This is a genomic window from Mesorhizobium sp. YM1C-6-2, from assembly GCF_003666685.1.
Classification (GTDB): domain Bacteria; phylum Pseudomonadota; class Alphaproteobacteria; order Rhizobiales; family Rhizobiaceae; genus Mesorhizobium_K.
On record NZ_RCIZ01000005.1, the window covers coordinates 61,268 to 75,910 of the forward strand.

Genomic DNA, 14,643 nt, shown 5'->3' on the forward strand with positions numbered 1-14,643 from the left:
GGCTGCGTCGAGCCGGCGTCACGCTAGCCCAGCACAACCTCAAGCGTCAATTCGGCCACATTATCCCGACCTCGCAAATCGCAGGCGTGCCTTGACTTGCGTTTCCCCCACCCCCCAAGATGCCGACCGTATCCAAAGTTCGGGCGCGGGGGAAAATGAAGAAAATTTCAAATATACTGGTTGGACAACTTTTCCTTCTTGTCCTTTGGTTCGGCCCGGGACTGGTTTCCGAAACCGCTGCACAAGAGCAACCGACACTCCAGAGCATCAATGACATCAATGGATTTCACGATTTCTTCGCCGCAATAAAGCGGTCGTTCCACGACGGTTTCGACGAGTTTTCGGGGCCAAAGCCCGAGAAGTTGGTGGATGCGTGGGCCGTAGCATCTGAAGAGGCATTCAACGCGGACCGGCTAGTCGCGGCCGTGGAGGCGCGGATGGCAGGCAAACTGACCGATGCGGAACTTCGTGAGCTCTACGGGTACTTTTCATCACCCTTAGGTCTCAAGGTGAGTGCTCTGGAGATCGCCAACGCGAAGGCGGGCGACACAAAAGCCAGGGAAGTTGAAGGCCAGCGTATCTTCAAGGATTTGGCGGCGAAGGATCCTGAACGCGTGGCGCTGTACAACCGTATGCTCGAAGGACTCGGCGCCATCGATTTTGCCGAAGTTGTCACCCTGAACATGACCTACGGCATGGTGGCCGGAATGTTTGCCGCAGCGGAAACGCCGGTAACCGACGAGGTTATGCTTGCTTTGGTCAAACAAGCGACTGCGGACATACGGCAAACCGCCGAAAAGATCATCCAGGCAGACACCGCAATAACCTATCGCGATCTGCCGGGCGAAGAACTTGAGAAGCATGTGGAATTTCTCGAAACACCAGCCGGCACACGCTACTACGAACTCAGTCTGCAAGCTGTCGACCAGGTCTTGAGCAAGGAAGCGCGTGATTTCGGCAGCCGCCTTTTCGCTGCGCTGGGAATGCGCAAGGCATAGCCTCACGTTCGAAGCTGGCCTTTCCCTTCCGAATCACTACATTCGGAACAAATGGTGGACTTTCCCGACGACATGCCGTTCTTCGACGAGGAGCCGAAGCCCAGTGGGCGTGCTCCCGGCGCTCCGCGTCCGCGTGAAGACGCGCCTGCGCCGGCCCCGCGTGCCGGTGGTCTGGGAATTGCCGCGCGCGCGATGGCGGCGCGTCAGGGCCACAACCAGCCGCCTGACTATCTGAAGGGCCTCAATCCCGAGCAGCGGCTCGCCGTCGAGACGACCGAAGGCCCAGTGCTGGTGCTCGCCGGCGCCGGCACCGGCAAGACGCGGGTGCTGACCACCCGCATCGCCCACATCCTCGCCACCGGCCTCGCCTACCCCTCGCAGATCCTCGCCGTCACCTTCACCAACAAGGCCGCGCGCGAGATGAAGCAGCGCGTCGGCATGCTGATCGGCGACGAGAATGTCGAGGGCATGCCCTGGCTCGGCACCTTCCACTCGATCGGCGTCAAGCTCCTGCGCCGCCATGCCGAGCTGGCCGGACTGAAGAGCGATTTCACCATCCTCGACACCGATGATGTGATCCGCCTCCTCAAGCAGTTGATCCAGGCGGAGAGCCTCGACGACAAGCGCTGGCCGCCACGCCAGTTCGCCATGATGATCGACGGCTGGAAGAACAAGGGTTTTGGTCCGAACGACATTCCGGAAGGCGACGCGAGGAGTTTCGGCAACGGCAAGGGGCGCGAGCTCTTTCGCGCCTATCAGGAGCGGCTGAAGACCCTCAACGCCTGCGATTTCGGCGACCTTTTGTGTCATCCAATCAGGATTTTCCGCGAAAATCCTGACGTGCTGAAGGAATATCATCGCAGGTTCAAATACATCCTCGTCGACGAATACCAGGACACCAACACCGCGCAGTATCTCTGGCTGCGGCTGCTCGCGCAAAGGCCGCAGGCGAAGCCCGATCAAAGCGGGCTCCCTTCGGCCGAAGGCCGCAAGTCCGACCGGACGTCCGAGCCTATGCGAGGCCCCCGCGGAGGGCCCGCGCCGGCAGGCGCGGAACCGCCCGTGAGCGAAAATAATCAGCAGCAGATAAACATTTGCTGCGTCGGCGACGATGACCAGTCGATCTATGGCTGGCGCGGGGCCGAGGTCGATAACATCCTGCGCTTCGACAAGGATTTTCCGGGCGCCACCATCATCCGGCTGGAGCGCAACTACCGCTCGACCGCGCACATACTGGGGGCCGCGTCGCACCTCATCGCCCACAATGAGGGCCGCTTCGGCAAGACGCTGTTCACCGACCGCGACGACCCCGACGACGGCAAGGTCATCGTCCATGCCGCCTGGGATTCGGACGAGGAAGCGCGCGCCGTCGGCGAGGAGATCGAGCAGGCGCAGCGCCGCGGCCACAGCCTGAACGACATGGCCATTCTCGTGCGCGCCTCCTTCCAGACGCGCTCCTTCGAGGATCGCTTCATCGAGATCGGGCTGAACTACCGCGTCATCGGCGGCCCGCGCTTCTACGAGCGGCAGGAAATCCGCGATGCGATGGCTTATTTCCGCGTCGTTGCGCAAGGCGCCGACGATCTCGCCTTCGAGCGCATCGTCAACGTGCCCAAGCGCGGGCTTGGCGAAGCCACCATCCGCCAGATCCACGACACGGCGCGCGCTCTCGGCGTGCCGATGCTCGCCGCCGCCGCCCAGCTCGCCGAAAGCGACGAGCTGAAGCCCAAGCCGCGCGCGGCGCTTCGCGAGGTCGCCGCCAACTTCGCCCGCTGGCAGGCCGCGCTCGAGACCACGCCGCACACCGAGCTCGCCGAGACCATCCTCGAGGAGTCCGGCTATACCGACATGTGGAAGAACGACCGCTCGGCCGAAGCGCCCGGCCGGCTCGAAAACCTCAAGGAACTCATCCGCTCGATGGAGGAGTACGAGTCGATGCGCTCCTTCCTGGAGCATGTCGCGCTCGTCATGGACGCCGAGCAGAACGCCGAGCTCGACGCCGTCAACATCATGACGCTCCACTCGGCCAAGGGGCTGGAGTTCGACACCGTCTTCCTGCCGGGCTGGGAGGAAGGTCTCTTCCCCCACCAGCGCGCGCTGGACGAGGGCGGACGCTCGGGGCTGGAGGAGGAGCGCCGCCTCGCCTATGTCGGCCTCACCCGCGCCAAGAAACATCTGCACATCTGGTTCGTCTCCAACCGCCGCATCCACGGCCTCTGGCAGTCGACCATACCGTCGCGTTTCCTCGACGAACTGCCGGAGGCGCATGTCGAGGTGTCCGACACCGGCAACTCCTATGGCGGCTACGGCAATCCTTATGGCGGCGGCTCCTTCGCGTCGGGACGCGGCGGAGCCAGAGGGGGGGATCGCCGCAATCCCTACGGCGCCTCGCGCTTCGACAATGTCGACTCGGCCGGCAACGGCGCCTTCTCCAACACCTACGCCACGCCGGGCTGGGCGCGCGCCCAGGCGAACCGCACCGAAGCGACCGACCGCAACTGGGGTTCGCGTTCCGGCCACCAGGTCGAGCGCATAGGCTATGGCGAGACGGACTCGGGCTACGGCGCCGGTCGAACCTCGGTGAAGGGCCGCACCATCGAGGGCGAACTTGTCGCCAAATCCGTCTCCGACACACCCTCCCCCTTCAACATCGGCGACCGCGTATTCCACCAGAAATTCGGCAACGGCAACGTCGCGGCGATCGAGGGCAACAAGCTCACCATCGACTTCGACAAGGCCGGCCAGAAGAAGGTGCTCGACGGCTTCGTGCAGCCTGTCTAGAGCAATTCCAGCAAAAAGTGTGCAGAGGTCTCGCGTCCAGAATTGCTGTAAAAGCAAATAGATAGAGCGGTCTCCTGATTCGGATAAGGCGAACCGTGCCAGGCGCCGTCATTCCCTGATTGGGCCGATCAACGCCGTCTCGTCGCCCGCTTCCGTCAGTTCCGCGCTCAGCGTCGCGTCCCTGATCTCGCGCAGCAGCTTGCGCCTGATCGCGTCCGAATAGTCGGATATGGCCCAGACCGGCTCCACGAACGCGCCGGCGCCGCCGATCACGCGGTCCCGAAAATAGGCAAGCATGTCGGCCGGCGTCATCGTCTCCTCGCCTCCCTCGACGACCCCGTCGAGCGGGCTCTTGTAGATGACCGCCATGGCGTTGATCGTGGCGCCGCGCTCCAGCAGGCGCTCGCGCGAGCGGTCGAGGTCGAGCGCACGATCGTCCGGCCCGTCCCCCGACAGATTGACGACGATGCGGCCGGCCGAAAGGGTGCTGCCGTCGATGAGCAGGAGCGCGTGGTCCAGCGCCGCCGCGATCGACGTCCCCCGGCGAAGCGTCGACGGTTTGTTGCGTTCGATCCTTTCGGCGAATTCCCAAGCGCTTGTGACGCCGTCAATCACCATCCACGGAACGACGGTCCGCTGGCGCCGCGCGCCGCCCCACTCGAAATAGGTCACGGCGATCCGGCCGGCCGGCCCGCCGGTGATGGCCTTTATGATTTCGGGGTCGCGGAACGCCCCGGCGAACCCTGCCGCCTGCAGGAATTTTTCCTCGGCGTCCATCGAGGTCGAGACGTCGGCTGCGATGACCAGTTGCACGTCGACGAAGGATGAATCGACGCCGTCGGTGCCCGCCATGCCGGACGAAGGCAGGCACGCTGTGAATGCCAGCAGGAACATCGCCCAGGCAAGCCGGGTGGCAGTCTGGCGAAGAATTTTGAGCGGCACTGTTCCTCCAACGGCCAGAGCGCACGAGCGGCCCCGGCCGCGAGCCTTGCCGTTCTAGGAGAATCGGGCTTTGCCGTGCGTCCAAACGCCGTGCCCGGCGTCTCCGATGTCAGGAGACGAGCCGGACCTGTCGGAACGCTGTCGGGCTCATGCCGAAATGGCGGCGGAACGCCCGCGCGAAAGTCGCGCCGCTGCTGAAGCCGCAGGACGCGGCGATCTGTTCGATCGGTTTAGCGACGTCTGCCGCGAGCATCGCCGAAGCCTGCCTGAAGCGGCGGGCCTCGACGACGTCGCCGATCGTCTGGCCGTTGCCCTCGAACACGCGGAAAAGCTGCGAGCGCGAGCATCCGACTGCTTCGGCGACCGCCCGCGCCGTCAGGTGGGGATTGCCGATATTGACGCTTATGTAACGGCAGGCGGCGGCGAAAAGGGCGTCGGCGTGGCGGCCGGCGTCGAGCGATCCGCCGCGACGTGATGCCTGCGCGAGCGCACCCAGCGCAAGGTCGGCCGCGACCTTCATGGCGATCTTCGCCGTGTCGGCGTCGAGCGCCTCCCCCATCGCCGCCATTGCCTGCAGATGCGCCTCCAGAAGCTGCGCCAGCCCGCTGGGAGCAAGCGCGAGGAAACCCTTGTCGAGCAAGGAACCGCCGTCGTCGAGGTTTTGCACGACCAGCGCCCGCGGCAGCGCCAGATAGAGGTGCGAATGGCCGGAGGTGATGGTGCTGAGCGGCCGGGTGCCGTCGACCACCGAGACGCCCGAGGCCGGCGTGATCACCCTGTCCTCGCTGCCCGGCTGCGCCAGCCGCACCTTGCCCGACGTCGCCATGCTCAGCATGACGAAGTCTCCGCACGGTTTCGAAAAGCGGGCGATGGTGTCGTCGCTTCGCCCTGATCCGAACTCGACGCCGTCGGGGCTGAGGATGCGGACGAGGTCCGCCCGGTAGTTTCCGAGCCCGTCGCGGTCGGGCAGGTCGAGGTCGACGAGGAAATTCAGGCTCCGCCAGTAGTCGAAGCGCTGGCGTGGCGGCAGATGCCGGGTGGATATGCGGTCGATGCGCGGCAGGCCCGTATCGCTGCCCGGTTCCCGTTTCATGCCGCCCCCACGGCTTTGAGGCACCGGTTCTTCAGTGCCTGGCCTGCGTCCACTCCCGATCGATCAATTCACCTGTTTTCGCCCGGAAACCGGCTCGCACGCAACCCTTGCAGGCCAACGGTCGAAAAGCGAACCCGTTTTGGCCGCAAAATCTCCTTGATTGATTGACACTCCTTCAGCGTGCCTGGGGTGCGGTTTCGACCGCGAAAACGACAGTAAAGACGGGTTTTAAGCCTGCATCGGGGACGGGGCAAAGATTGGTTAACCATCTTTGTCCATCCTTTAGACAATCGGCAACACGAACGGGCGCGGCTTTTTCAGCCGCGTCGGACATGTGGCAGCCGCTGCCGCGCACATGCTGTGTGCGCTGTATGTGTGTGTGAGAGAGACGGGTTACATGGCGTTTTTGCGTAGGGGGACCGGGGACAAGGGTCCTGGCTCGAGCCTTCTGTCGAGGGCACTTCTGAAAACCCTTCGCTGGGCCGCTATCCCCTGTCTGGGGGTCGCGCTGGCCTCCTGGTCGGTGGCGACGCTCGCCGGCCTGCATTCCGCCGCCACGCTCGCCTATACCGGCACGATCGCGCCCTCGCCCCTGTCGATGGAAGCGCAGGCTCCCCGCCTGCCGCACCAGAAACCCGCCGCAAGCGCCCCGAAGAAGCTCGTCGTCCCCGCCGCGAAAGCGGCGAGCCTGGCCTCGCTCTTGCCTGCGCAGACCACGGCAAGGCTCGCTCCGGCAGCGCTCGTGGAAGAACCCGCCGACCCGTTCGGCAAGGTCGTCGCCGAGGCGAAGCTGTCGCGCGAAAAGCTGCTTGCCGCCTTCGCCAGCGCCGGCATGGCGATCGAGGAGGCAAGCGCTGCCGAGCCGGTCAAGCTCGCTCTGGCGATGCCGAGCGCCGAACGTTTCCATCGCTTCAGCGAGGATGCCGCGCTCTCCCAGGCGGCTGCTCCGGCCAATGCCGCCGCGTCCGATGTCGACCCGCTGTCGCCGCTTGTCCTGGGCGCGATCGGCCTCAACACCGAGATTGCCTACGCTGCCGCTGAGGCAAGCCCGCAAAACCCGGTCCAGCTCGCGCTCGCCTCGCTGGCTCTCGATCCCTACGGCATGGGCGGGGCCGAAACCGGCGACGACTACATGCCGGACGCGGTGGACCTGCCGCCGGCCAAGCCCGAATCCAGGCCCGCCAAGGCCGACGCGAAGCCCGAGCGCAAGCCGACGGACATCGCCAGGGAAGAAGCCGCCCCGGCCCGCAAACCCGGCAGGGCGCAGCGCGAGGAGCCGCAGCAGGAGCTCGCCTATGCGCGGCCCGACAAGCCGGAAGGCAGCGTCGGCCGGGCCTTCAGGAACCTCTTCAACGACACGCCGAACGCCGGCAACAAGGTCGCGATCTACGACATCTCCGCGGCCGTGGTGCACATGCCCGACGGCACCAAGCTCGAGGCGCATTCCGGCATCGGCAAGATGGCCGACAACCCGCGCTACGTGCATGTGAAGATGAACGGTCCGACGCCGCCCAACACCTACAAGCTGACGATGCGCGAGAAGCGTTTCCACGGCGTCGAGGCCGTCCGCATGACCCCGGTCGGCGACCAGACCATGCACGGCCGCGACGGCATTCTCGCGCATTCCTATTTGCTGCGCGGCGGCCGCGCGGAATCGCACGGCTGCGTCGCCTTCGCCAACTACCCCAAATTCCTCAAGGCCTTCAAACAGGGCAAGATCACGCACATGGTCGTGGTGCCGAGCCTCTCCAAGGCGCAGCTTCGCCTCGTGTCCAACGGGCGCGGCGTGTAGTCCCGGCGTCACCCCGCAGGCGTCATCTGCGGGCCGGAACGTTTCCCGCGCTGGCCTGTTAGCCCTCGTCGTCAACGGATGAGGAGGGCGAGCCATGCCCGCCGCAAAAAAGACCGCAGGAAAATGGTCGCACGAGGTCACCGAGCACAGCGACGCGCTGGCGCTTGAGTCCGACGTCTTCAAGTCCGACGATCCCCGGGAGATCGCCAGATCGCTGAAGAAGTCCGCCGAGGCGAGCCAGAAGCGCAAGTCCGAGCCCTTCCGCTCGGCCATGTCCATGCTCACCTTCTACATCAACCGCGCCGGCAAGAACCTGCCGCAAAAGCGTAAGAAGGTGCTCGAAAAGGCGAAGGACGAGCTGCGGCACGAATTCGGCCGCGCCTGAAACCAGGAAAACGGGAACCGGTTTCGGTCCCGCTTTGCGCAAACCGAAGCACCAGTGCCGGCAGGCGGCGACTGGCCCCATCGCCGCCATCGGTCTTCCGCATTCCCTCCCCGCGCTTGCCGTGCTAGCCCAAGGCAATGTCCGCCTCCATTAAAGGCAAGCGCCGCGCCGGCCACGACCTCACCAGCGGCCCGATCACCTCGACGCTGCTCCTCTTCGCGCTGCCGGTGCTCGGCTCGAACGTATTGCAGTCGCTGAACGGCTCTATAAACGCCGTCTGGGTCGGCCGCTTCCTCGGCGAAACGGCGCTGGCCGCCACCTCCAACGCCAACCTCGTGCTGTTCCTGATCCTCGGGACCATGTTCGGCATCGGCATGGCGGCGACCATACTGGTCGCTCAGTCGGTCGGCGCCAGGGATCTGCCCCACGCCAGGAAGATCGTCGGCACCAGCGCCACCTTCTTCTTCGCCGTCTCCATCGTCTTCGCCGTCGGCGGCTGGTTCCTGGTCGACGCGATCCTGAACGTGCTGGGCACACCATCGGATGCGCTGCCGCTCGCCCGTTCCTATCTCAGGATCATCTTCATCGCCGTGCCTGCGATGAACCTGCTCACCTTCGTCATGACTATCCTGCGCGGCGCCGGCGATTCGCGCACGCCCTTCTATTTCATGGCGCTCGCCGTCGTGCTTGATGTCGTGCTGAACCCGCTGCTCATCGCCGGCGTCGGCCCGGTGCCGGCGCTGGGCATCGCAGGCTCGGCGCTGGCGACGCTGGTCAGCCAGGCGGTCGCGGTCACCGCCATCCTCGTGCTCCTCTACGCCAGGAAACATCCGCTGCGGCTGGCCGGCGCCGACCTCGCTTTGTTCAGGCCCGATCCGGCGCTGCTTCGGATCGTCGTCGCCATGGGCGTGCCGATGGGCCTGCAGATGATCGTCATCTCGGCCTCGGCGCTGGTCCTGATGGGCATCGTCAACAGTTACGGTTCGCAGACGGCGGCAGCCTACGGTATCGCCGCGCAGCTCTGGACCTATATCCAGATGCCGGCGCTGGCGATCGGCGCGGCGGTGTCCTCCATGGCGGCGCAGAACGTCGGCGCCGGCCGCTGGGACCGCATCGGCCGCATCACCGGTTCGGGCATCGGCTTCAACCTTGTGCTGACCGGCGTGCTGGTGGCGCTGCTCTATGTCTTCGACCGCGCGGTGCTCAGCCTTTTCCTGACCGGCAGCAGCGCCGCGATCGACCAGGCGGTGCATATCAACAACCTCGCCTCCTGGTCCTTCATCCTGTTCGGCGTCACCATCGTGCTTTTCGCCACGGTGCGCGCCACCGGCGCGGTGACGGCGCCTCTCGTCATCCTCATCATCTCGGTGCTCTTCGTGCGCACCGGCTTCGCCTACGGCCTGCAGGGCTGGCTCGGGCCCGACGCGATCTGGTGGAGCTTTCCGGTCGGCTCGGTCGCCTCGCTGGCGCTCGCCGCGGGCTACTACCGCTTCGGCGGCTGGCGCACTCTCCGCATGATCAAGGACGAGCGCGTGGCCGCCGGCGAACCGCCCGATACCGGCCTTGGCGTGCCGCGCGGCAGGGCGGGACTGTCCGAAGCCGCCGAGGACGAGTGACGGCTGCCAGCGGCAGCTACTGGCGCATTTCCTTGAGTTTCTCGGCAGCGCTTGCGGCAAGGTCGGCGTAGCGCGTTTCCAGCGCCGTCGCCTTGTCGACCACCGGGAAATCGTGGCCCATGCCCTCCAGCGCCGCCTTCAGCTTCTCGACGAACTCCGCCTGCTTCTCCAGTTCCGAGAAAAGCGCCTTCACCTGCTCCAGCGTGATGTCTGGATCGGACAGCATCTTCGGCACGATCTTGCGCATCTTGTTGCCGGCGCGGATTTCTTCATCGAGGATTTTCAGCCAGTCCGTCGCCATACCCGTTCTCCTGCCCCACTCTGTCCGCGCCCCACTCCGAGACATAGCTTTCGCCCGGCAATCCGCAAAGAGACGGACGAGCATAACGGCAAACGCCGGAAGGTGAACAGATTTCCGTCCTCCCCGCGCCAAACCTCTGATTTCGCTGGAAAATTAAAATAGTTGGCGGAATTCGATTCACAGCCTTCGGGCCTTCCGTACAATGGCGGCATCTCCCTCGCGGGAACACGGGTCATGAACCGGATGAGCGTGGAGGGGACGGTACCGGTTCGGTCGCGCGGAGGTGGCGCGGCTGGGTGATGAGCCCCGAGGACCGGGCCCTGACCGAGGTCGCGCGGTGAAACGATTCTGCGTCCCCTCCAGGTAGGGCAAGCAAGCCGGCGGGGCACGGGAAACCGGCCACGTAATACAATTTGAGAGGCTCGGGTCCCGTGCCCCGCTTCCCACCTTTCCAGGCAATGGCCAGATGCGAAAGCAGGCGTGGCAACGGTGAAGCACGTACTTCTTTCGCCGGAGGTGCATGGAAAAAATCGGCTGAGCCATTAGATTGCCAGTCGACAGCATCGAGGAGAGCGACATGACCGCCGAGATCACCGATATTCCCGCCCTCGCCAAGGGTCGCACGGCGGTTATCACCGGAGGCGCAAGCGGCATCGGACTGGCCACGGCGAAACGCCTCGCCGGAGCCGGCATGAACGTCGTCATCGCCGACCGCGCAGGCGCGGCGATCGATGCGGCGGCGCTCGCCGTGGCCGAGTCGGCCGGCAGCCGGGGCAAGGTGCTTGCCGTCGCCTGCGACGTGGCGAGGCCCGACGACCTCAAGGCGCTGGCGGGCAAGGCCTATGAACAATTCGGCGAAGTGTCGTTGCTGATGAACAATGCCGGGATCGGCAACAACCCCGGCAAGCCGTGGGAAAACCTCGACGCCTGGAAGCGGCTGATCGACATCAACTTCTGGGGCGTCGTCCACGGCGTGCAGGCCTTCGCCGCGCGGATGCTCGAGCAGGACAGGCCGGGGATGATCGTCAACACCGGCTCGAAGCAGGGCATCACCACGCCGCCCGGCAATCTCGCCTACAACGTCTCCAAATCCGCGCTGAAGACCTACACCGAAGGACTGGCGCACGCCCTGCGCAACGAACCCGGCGCGAAGGTCTCGGCGCATCTGCTGATTCCCGGCTTCACCTTCACCGGCATAACCGAAGGCCATACGACGAAGCCGGCGGGCGCCTGGACGGCCGAGCAGGTCGTCGACTTCATGCTCGCCTCGCTGGCGCGCGGCGACTTCTACATTCTCTGCCCCGACAACGAGACCGAGCGCCGCACCGACGAGCGGCGCATGGCCTGGGCGATGGGCGACATCATCGAGAACCGCCCTGCCCTGTCGCGCTGGCATCCTGATTACGGCCAGGCTTTTTCAGAATTCCTGAAAGACTGAACTTGAGCAGGCCCGGGAAAGGTGGACACCAGTTTTCCCGGAGCGCCGCGAAGGAAGAAAATTCAGCGGCCCGACCAGCGCTCGAGAAACTCTTCGATCGGCAGCGCCTGCATGTCGGGAATGGCGTCGGCGAGCTTCGCCACCGGCCAGTCCCACCAGGCCAGCGCCTCGATACGCTCGGAAATCTCCGGTGCGAAACGCTGCCGCAGCCGCCTCGCCGGCGCCCCTGCCATGATCTCGTAGGCATCGACGTCTCGGGTGACGACCGCGTTGGCGCCGATCACCGCCCCGTTGCCGATCGAAACACCCGGCAGCACGACCGCGCCATGGCCGATCCATACGTCGTGGCCGATGCGCACCCGCTTGCCCTGCCGCCGCGCCTTGAAGCCTCCGTCGACGCCCAGCCAGCGGAAATATTCGTTCGGCCGGTAGCTGACCTTGTGCTGCGTGATGCGCTCGATCGGATGCTCCAGAGCGTTGATGCGCGTGTTTGCGGCAATCGAGCAGAACTTGCCGATCTCGGTATAGATCGCCTCCGCATTGCGCTCGAAATAGGTGAAGTCGCCGACCGTGACCTCGCGCAGGACGACGCGCTCGCCGATCGCGGCATAGCGCCCGAGCCGGCAGGCCTTCAGCTCCGCCGTCGGGTGGATGCGCGGCTCCGGATCCTTGAAACGCAGCTCGTCGGGCTTGTCCATTGCCTGGCCATACGCCGCCCGCCGCCCGCCGGCAAGCTATTGGGGCTTGCCCTTCTCCCAGACGACCTCCTGCCCGAACAGCGGCACCGTCGTCATCGACATCTTGGCCGAGCCGTCCTGCACCTGGCGCGAATGGGCGAGATAGATCAGCGTGTCATTGGCCTTGTCGTAGATGCGGTTCACCACCTGCTCCTTCCAGATCAGGCTGATGCCCTGCTTGAAGATTTCCTCGCCACCCTCGTCGAGATCGATGTCGCCGATCTTGATCGGCCCGGTCTGCTGGCAGGAGATGGCGGTGTCGGAGGGATCCTCGAACCAATTGCCCTTCTGCAGCCGGTCGATGACGCCGCGGTCGAAATAGGAGACGTGGCAGGTCACGCCCTCGACCTTCGGGTCCTTAACCGCCTCGACGATGATATCATTGCCGAGCCAGTCGACGCCGACCTCGCCGACCTGCTGGGCAGAGGCCGGGCCGGCGGTCGTGGCCAGCGCCAGAACCGCGAACATCGAAAAGAGCTTTTGCCGCATCGAAATCTCCTGGAACGTCCGGCTCTGAGTTGGGCGTTCGCCCGCCGCCTTGCAAGTCCGCCTGCTCGAACGCGGCATCATGGCTCTTTTTCGCGTCGCGGCGAAAGGCTATATCAGGCACATGAAGCAGCTTTCGCATATGCCTGCCGCGACGATCACGAAGATCGCGCTCGGCGTTGCGTTGCTTGCTGCGGCGACGGGGCTTGCCTTCGCATCCTGGATCGACAAGGGCGCCGCCATCTTCATGGCGACGGTCGAGTCCGGGCTCGCATGGTGCTTCTGACGCCGCCGACGCCAACAGACGGACACTTTCAGACATGATGCGCAGCATTCTCGTCGGTATTCTCGTCCTGATGGCAGCCGGTGTCGGCTTCCTCACCTTCGACTGGTACCGCAGGTCGACCGGAGCCGAAGCCTATGGGGCGCCTTTCACTCTCGTCGACCAGAAGGGCGCGCCGATCACCGAAGCCGCCTTCCGCGGCCATCCGAGCGCCGTCTTCTTCGGCTTCACCCATTGTCCCGAGGTCTGTCCGACGACGCTCTTCGAGCTCGACGGATGGCTGAAGCAGCTCGGCGACGAGGGCAAGAACCTGCGCGCCTATTTCGTCACCGTCGATCCGGAGCGCGACACTGCCGAGACCATGAACGCTTATGTCGGCAACGTGTCCGAGCGCATCACCGGCATCACCGGCGAGCCGGACAAGGTCCACGCGATGGCCAAGGATTTTGGCATCTACTGGCGCAAGGTCGATCTCGAAGGCGGAGACTATACGATGGACCATACCGCCTCCGTCATCCTGCTCGACAGCAACGGCGCCTTCGCCGGCACCATCGCCTACCAGGAAAATCCGGACACCGCGCTCGCCAAGCTGAAGCGCCTCGCAGCCGAAGGATGACCGTGCCGCAGACGCGCCTTCACGTCGTCACCGACAATGCCGGCGCCGACCGGCTCTTCCCGGCATTGGAGGCCGCCTTCGAAGAGGACGGGCTGCCGCTTTCGGTCTTCGATCTCGACGAGGCCAACGGCATCAAGGAAGTCTCGCTTTACGCGACCGAGGAGGTCGAGCAGGTCGAGCAGCGGCTCCGTCTGATCATGGACGACGCCGGGGTCGATGCCGAGATCGGCCGCGAGGTCCTGCCGGACATCGACTGGGTCGCCAAGTCGCTGGAGGGACTGCAGCCTGTCCGCGCCGGCCGTTTTCTCGTCCACGGCTCGCATGACCGCCACAAGCGGCGCACCGGCGACCTCGCGATCGAGATCGAGGCGGGGCTCGCTTTCGGTACCGGCCATCACGGCACGACCTCCGGCTGCCTCGAGATGATCGAGACTGTGGTGCGCCGCGAGCGTCCGAAGAATGCGCTGGACCTCGGCACCGGCAGCGCCGTACTTGCCATCGCAGTCGCCAAGCTTGCCCATATCCCGGTGCTGGCTACTGACATCGACCCCGTCGCAACGAAGGTCGCCGCGCAGAATGTCAGGCTAAACCGGGTCTCGGCCTATGTGGAGACCCGGACCGCACCGGGCTTTGCCGACCCGATCTTCCGAGCTCGCGCCCCTTTCGACCTGATCGTCGCCAATATCCTGGCCCGCCCGCTGATGCGGCTTGCGCCCGACATGGCGCGCTCGGTCAGGCTCGGCGGCTCGCTGATCCTGTCAGGCATTCTGGAGCGCCAGCGCAACGCCGTGCTCTCGGCTTATATCGGCCAGAATCTCCGTCACGTCCGCACGCTCACCCGCGGCGAATGGGTGACGCTCCACCTGAAGCGCTGAGGTGTTCAGAGATAGGTTCGGATCGAATTCGGACGCTTGCTCAACTCGGCCCGGCTGTAGCCGTATCTGAGGAGCGTATCGTCGTCGAACGCCAGGAGCACGCCGTTTACGTAACGATTGGCTTCACGCTGGCGCGCTTCCACGATGGCATCGAGGAGGCTTCTGAAGAATCCGCTCTTGCGGTTCGTGGCGGTCACAGTCGTTCTCCTTTCAGAACGAAATCGCAACTCCTCCACGCCTCGAAACTAGGTGCTTCGCTTCCCCGCGAACAGCGCCAACAATGCATGCCTGCCATCCGTT

General features: G+C 65.0%; 15 protein-coding genes. 9 read left to right on the top strand and 6 right to left on the bottom strand.

Features of this window, described 5'->3' with window-relative positions; translation table 11 throughout:
• Nucleotides 1-155: 155 nt before the first annotated feature.
• Nucleotides 156-998: a hypothetical protein gene (locus tag D8676_RS14400; RefSeq protein WP_121581764.1), complete on the top strand. Its 843-nt coding sequence runs from the start codon at nt 156-158 to the stop codon at nt 996-998.
• 51 nt (nt 999-1,049) lie between these two features.
• Nucleotides 1,050-3,779 carry a UvrD-helicase domain-containing protein gene (locus D8676_RS14405; RefSeq protein ID WP_121581765.1) on the top strand — a complete coding sequence of 910 codons (2,730 nt, stop codon included), beginning with the start codon at nt 1,050-1,052 and terminating at the stop codon, nt 3,777-3,779.
• A gap of 108 nt (nt 3,780-3,887) precedes the next feature.
• Here D8676_RS14405 and D8676_RS14410 read toward each other — a convergent pair whose 3' ends face one another.
• Both D8676_RS14410 and D8676_RS14415 read right to left on the bottom strand, forming a co-directional pair.
• The gene (locus tag D8676_RS14410) at nt 3,888-4,721 is read right to left on the bottom strand and encodes a DUF1194 domain-containing protein (RefSeq protein WP_121581767.1); all 834 of its coding nucleotides are present in this window, start codon (nt 4,719-4,721) and stop codon (nt 3,888-3,890) included.
• Nucleotides 4,722-4,830: 109 nt separating this feature from the next.
• A complete protein-coding gene (locus D8676_RS14415) occupies nt 4,831-5,814 on the bottom strand; it encodes an AraC family transcriptional regulator (protein WP_121581769.1) in 984 nt (327 codons plus the stop codon).
• A 397-nt stretch (nt 5,815-6,211) separates the two neighbouring features.
• Between D8676_RS14415 and D8676_RS14420 the strand changes: the two genes are divergently transcribed.
• The 3 genes from D8676_RS14420 (at nt 6,212) to D8676_RS14430 (ending at nt 9,607) form a co-directional block, all read left to right on the top strand.
• Nucleotides 6,212-7,606, top strand: a complete 1,395-nt coding sequence (locus D8676_RS14420) for a DUF2778 domain-containing protein (protein ID WP_183097103.1) — start codon at nt 6,212-6,214, stop codon at nt 7,604-7,606.
• A gap of 94 nt (nt 7,607-7,700) precedes the next feature.
• Nucleotides 7,701-7,991: a DUF3175 domain-containing protein gene (locus D8676_RS14425; RefSeq protein WP_121581772.1), complete on the top strand. Its 291-nt coding sequence runs from the start codon at nt 7,701-7,703 to the stop codon at nt 7,989-7,991.
• A 137-nt stretch (nt 7,992-8,128) separates the two neighbouring features.
• Nucleotides 8,129-9,607 (top strand): MATE family efflux transporter, encoded by a 1,479-nt coding sequence (locus D8676_RS14430; protein ID WP_121581774.1) that lies wholly within the window; start codon nt 8,129-8,131, stop codon nt 9,605-9,607.
• A gap of 16 nt (nt 9,608-9,623) precedes the next feature.
• On the opposite strand, the gene D8676_RS14435 is transcribed toward D8676_RS14430, so the two are convergent.
• Nucleotides 9,624-9,908, bottom strand: a complete 285-nt coding sequence (locus D8676_RS14435; RefSeq protein WP_121581776.1) for a hypothetical protein — start codon at nt 9,906-9,908, stop codon at nt 9,624-9,626.
• Nucleotides 9,909-10,485: 577 nt separating this feature from the next.
• Between D8676_RS14435 and D8676_RS14440 the strand changes: the two genes are divergently transcribed.
• Entirely contained in the window at nt 10,486-11,346 is an 861-nt protein-coding gene (locus D8676_RS14440; RefSeq protein ID WP_121582067.1) for an SDR family NAD(P)-dependent oxidoreductase, read from the top strand.
• Nucleotides 11,347-11,408: 62 nt separating this feature from the next.
• On the opposite strand, the gene D8676_RS14445 is transcribed toward D8676_RS14440, so the two are convergent.
• Both D8676_RS14445 and D8676_RS14450 read right to left on the bottom strand, forming a co-directional pair.
• Complete coding sequence (locus D8676_RS14445; RefSeq protein WP_121581778.1) at nt 11,409-12,044, bottom strand: DapH/DapD/GlmU-related protein; 636 nt, start codon at nt 12,042-12,044, stop codon at nt 11,409-11,411.
• Between the two features lie 36 nt (nt 12,045-12,080).
• Nucleotides 12,081-12,551, bottom strand: a complete 471-nt coding sequence (locus D8676_RS14450) for a CreA family protein (protein ID WP_245426834.1) — start codon at nt 12,549-12,551, stop codon at nt 12,081-12,083.
• 100 nt (nt 12,552-12,651) lie between these two features.
• On the opposite strand from D8676_RS14450, the gene D8676_RS14455 reads away from it, so the two are divergent.
• From D8676_RS14455 to D8676_RS14465, 3 genes are read left to right on the top strand one after another with little or no spacing between them, the layout of a single operon-like run.
• Nucleotides 12,652-12,855, top strand: coding sequence for a hypothetical protein (locus D8676_RS14455; protein WP_147448198.1), 204 nt, complete (start codon nt 12,652-12,654; stop codon nt 12,853-12,855).
• Between the two features lie 34 nt (nt 12,856-12,889).
• Nucleotides 12,890-13,468 (top strand): SCO family protein, encoded by a 579-nt coding sequence (locus D8676_RS14460; RefSeq protein ID WP_121581784.1) that lies wholly within the window; start codon nt 12,890-12,892, stop codon nt 13,466-13,468.
• A 2-nt stretch (nt 13,469-13,470) separates the two neighbouring features.
• A complete protein-coding gene (locus D8676_RS14465; protein ID WP_121582068.1) occupies nt 13,471-14,343 on the top strand; it encodes a 50S ribosomal protein L11 methyltransferase in 873 nt (290 codons plus the stop codon).
• Between the two features lie 5 nt (nt 14,344-14,348).
• Here the strand turns inward: D8676_RS14465 and D8676_RS14470 are convergent, their stop codons facing one another.
• Entirely contained in the window at nt 14,349-14,540 is a 192-nt protein-coding gene (locus D8676_RS14470) for a hypothetical protein (protein WP_121581786.1), read from the bottom strand.
• Between the last annotated feature and the right edge of the window lie 103 nt (nt 14,541-14,643).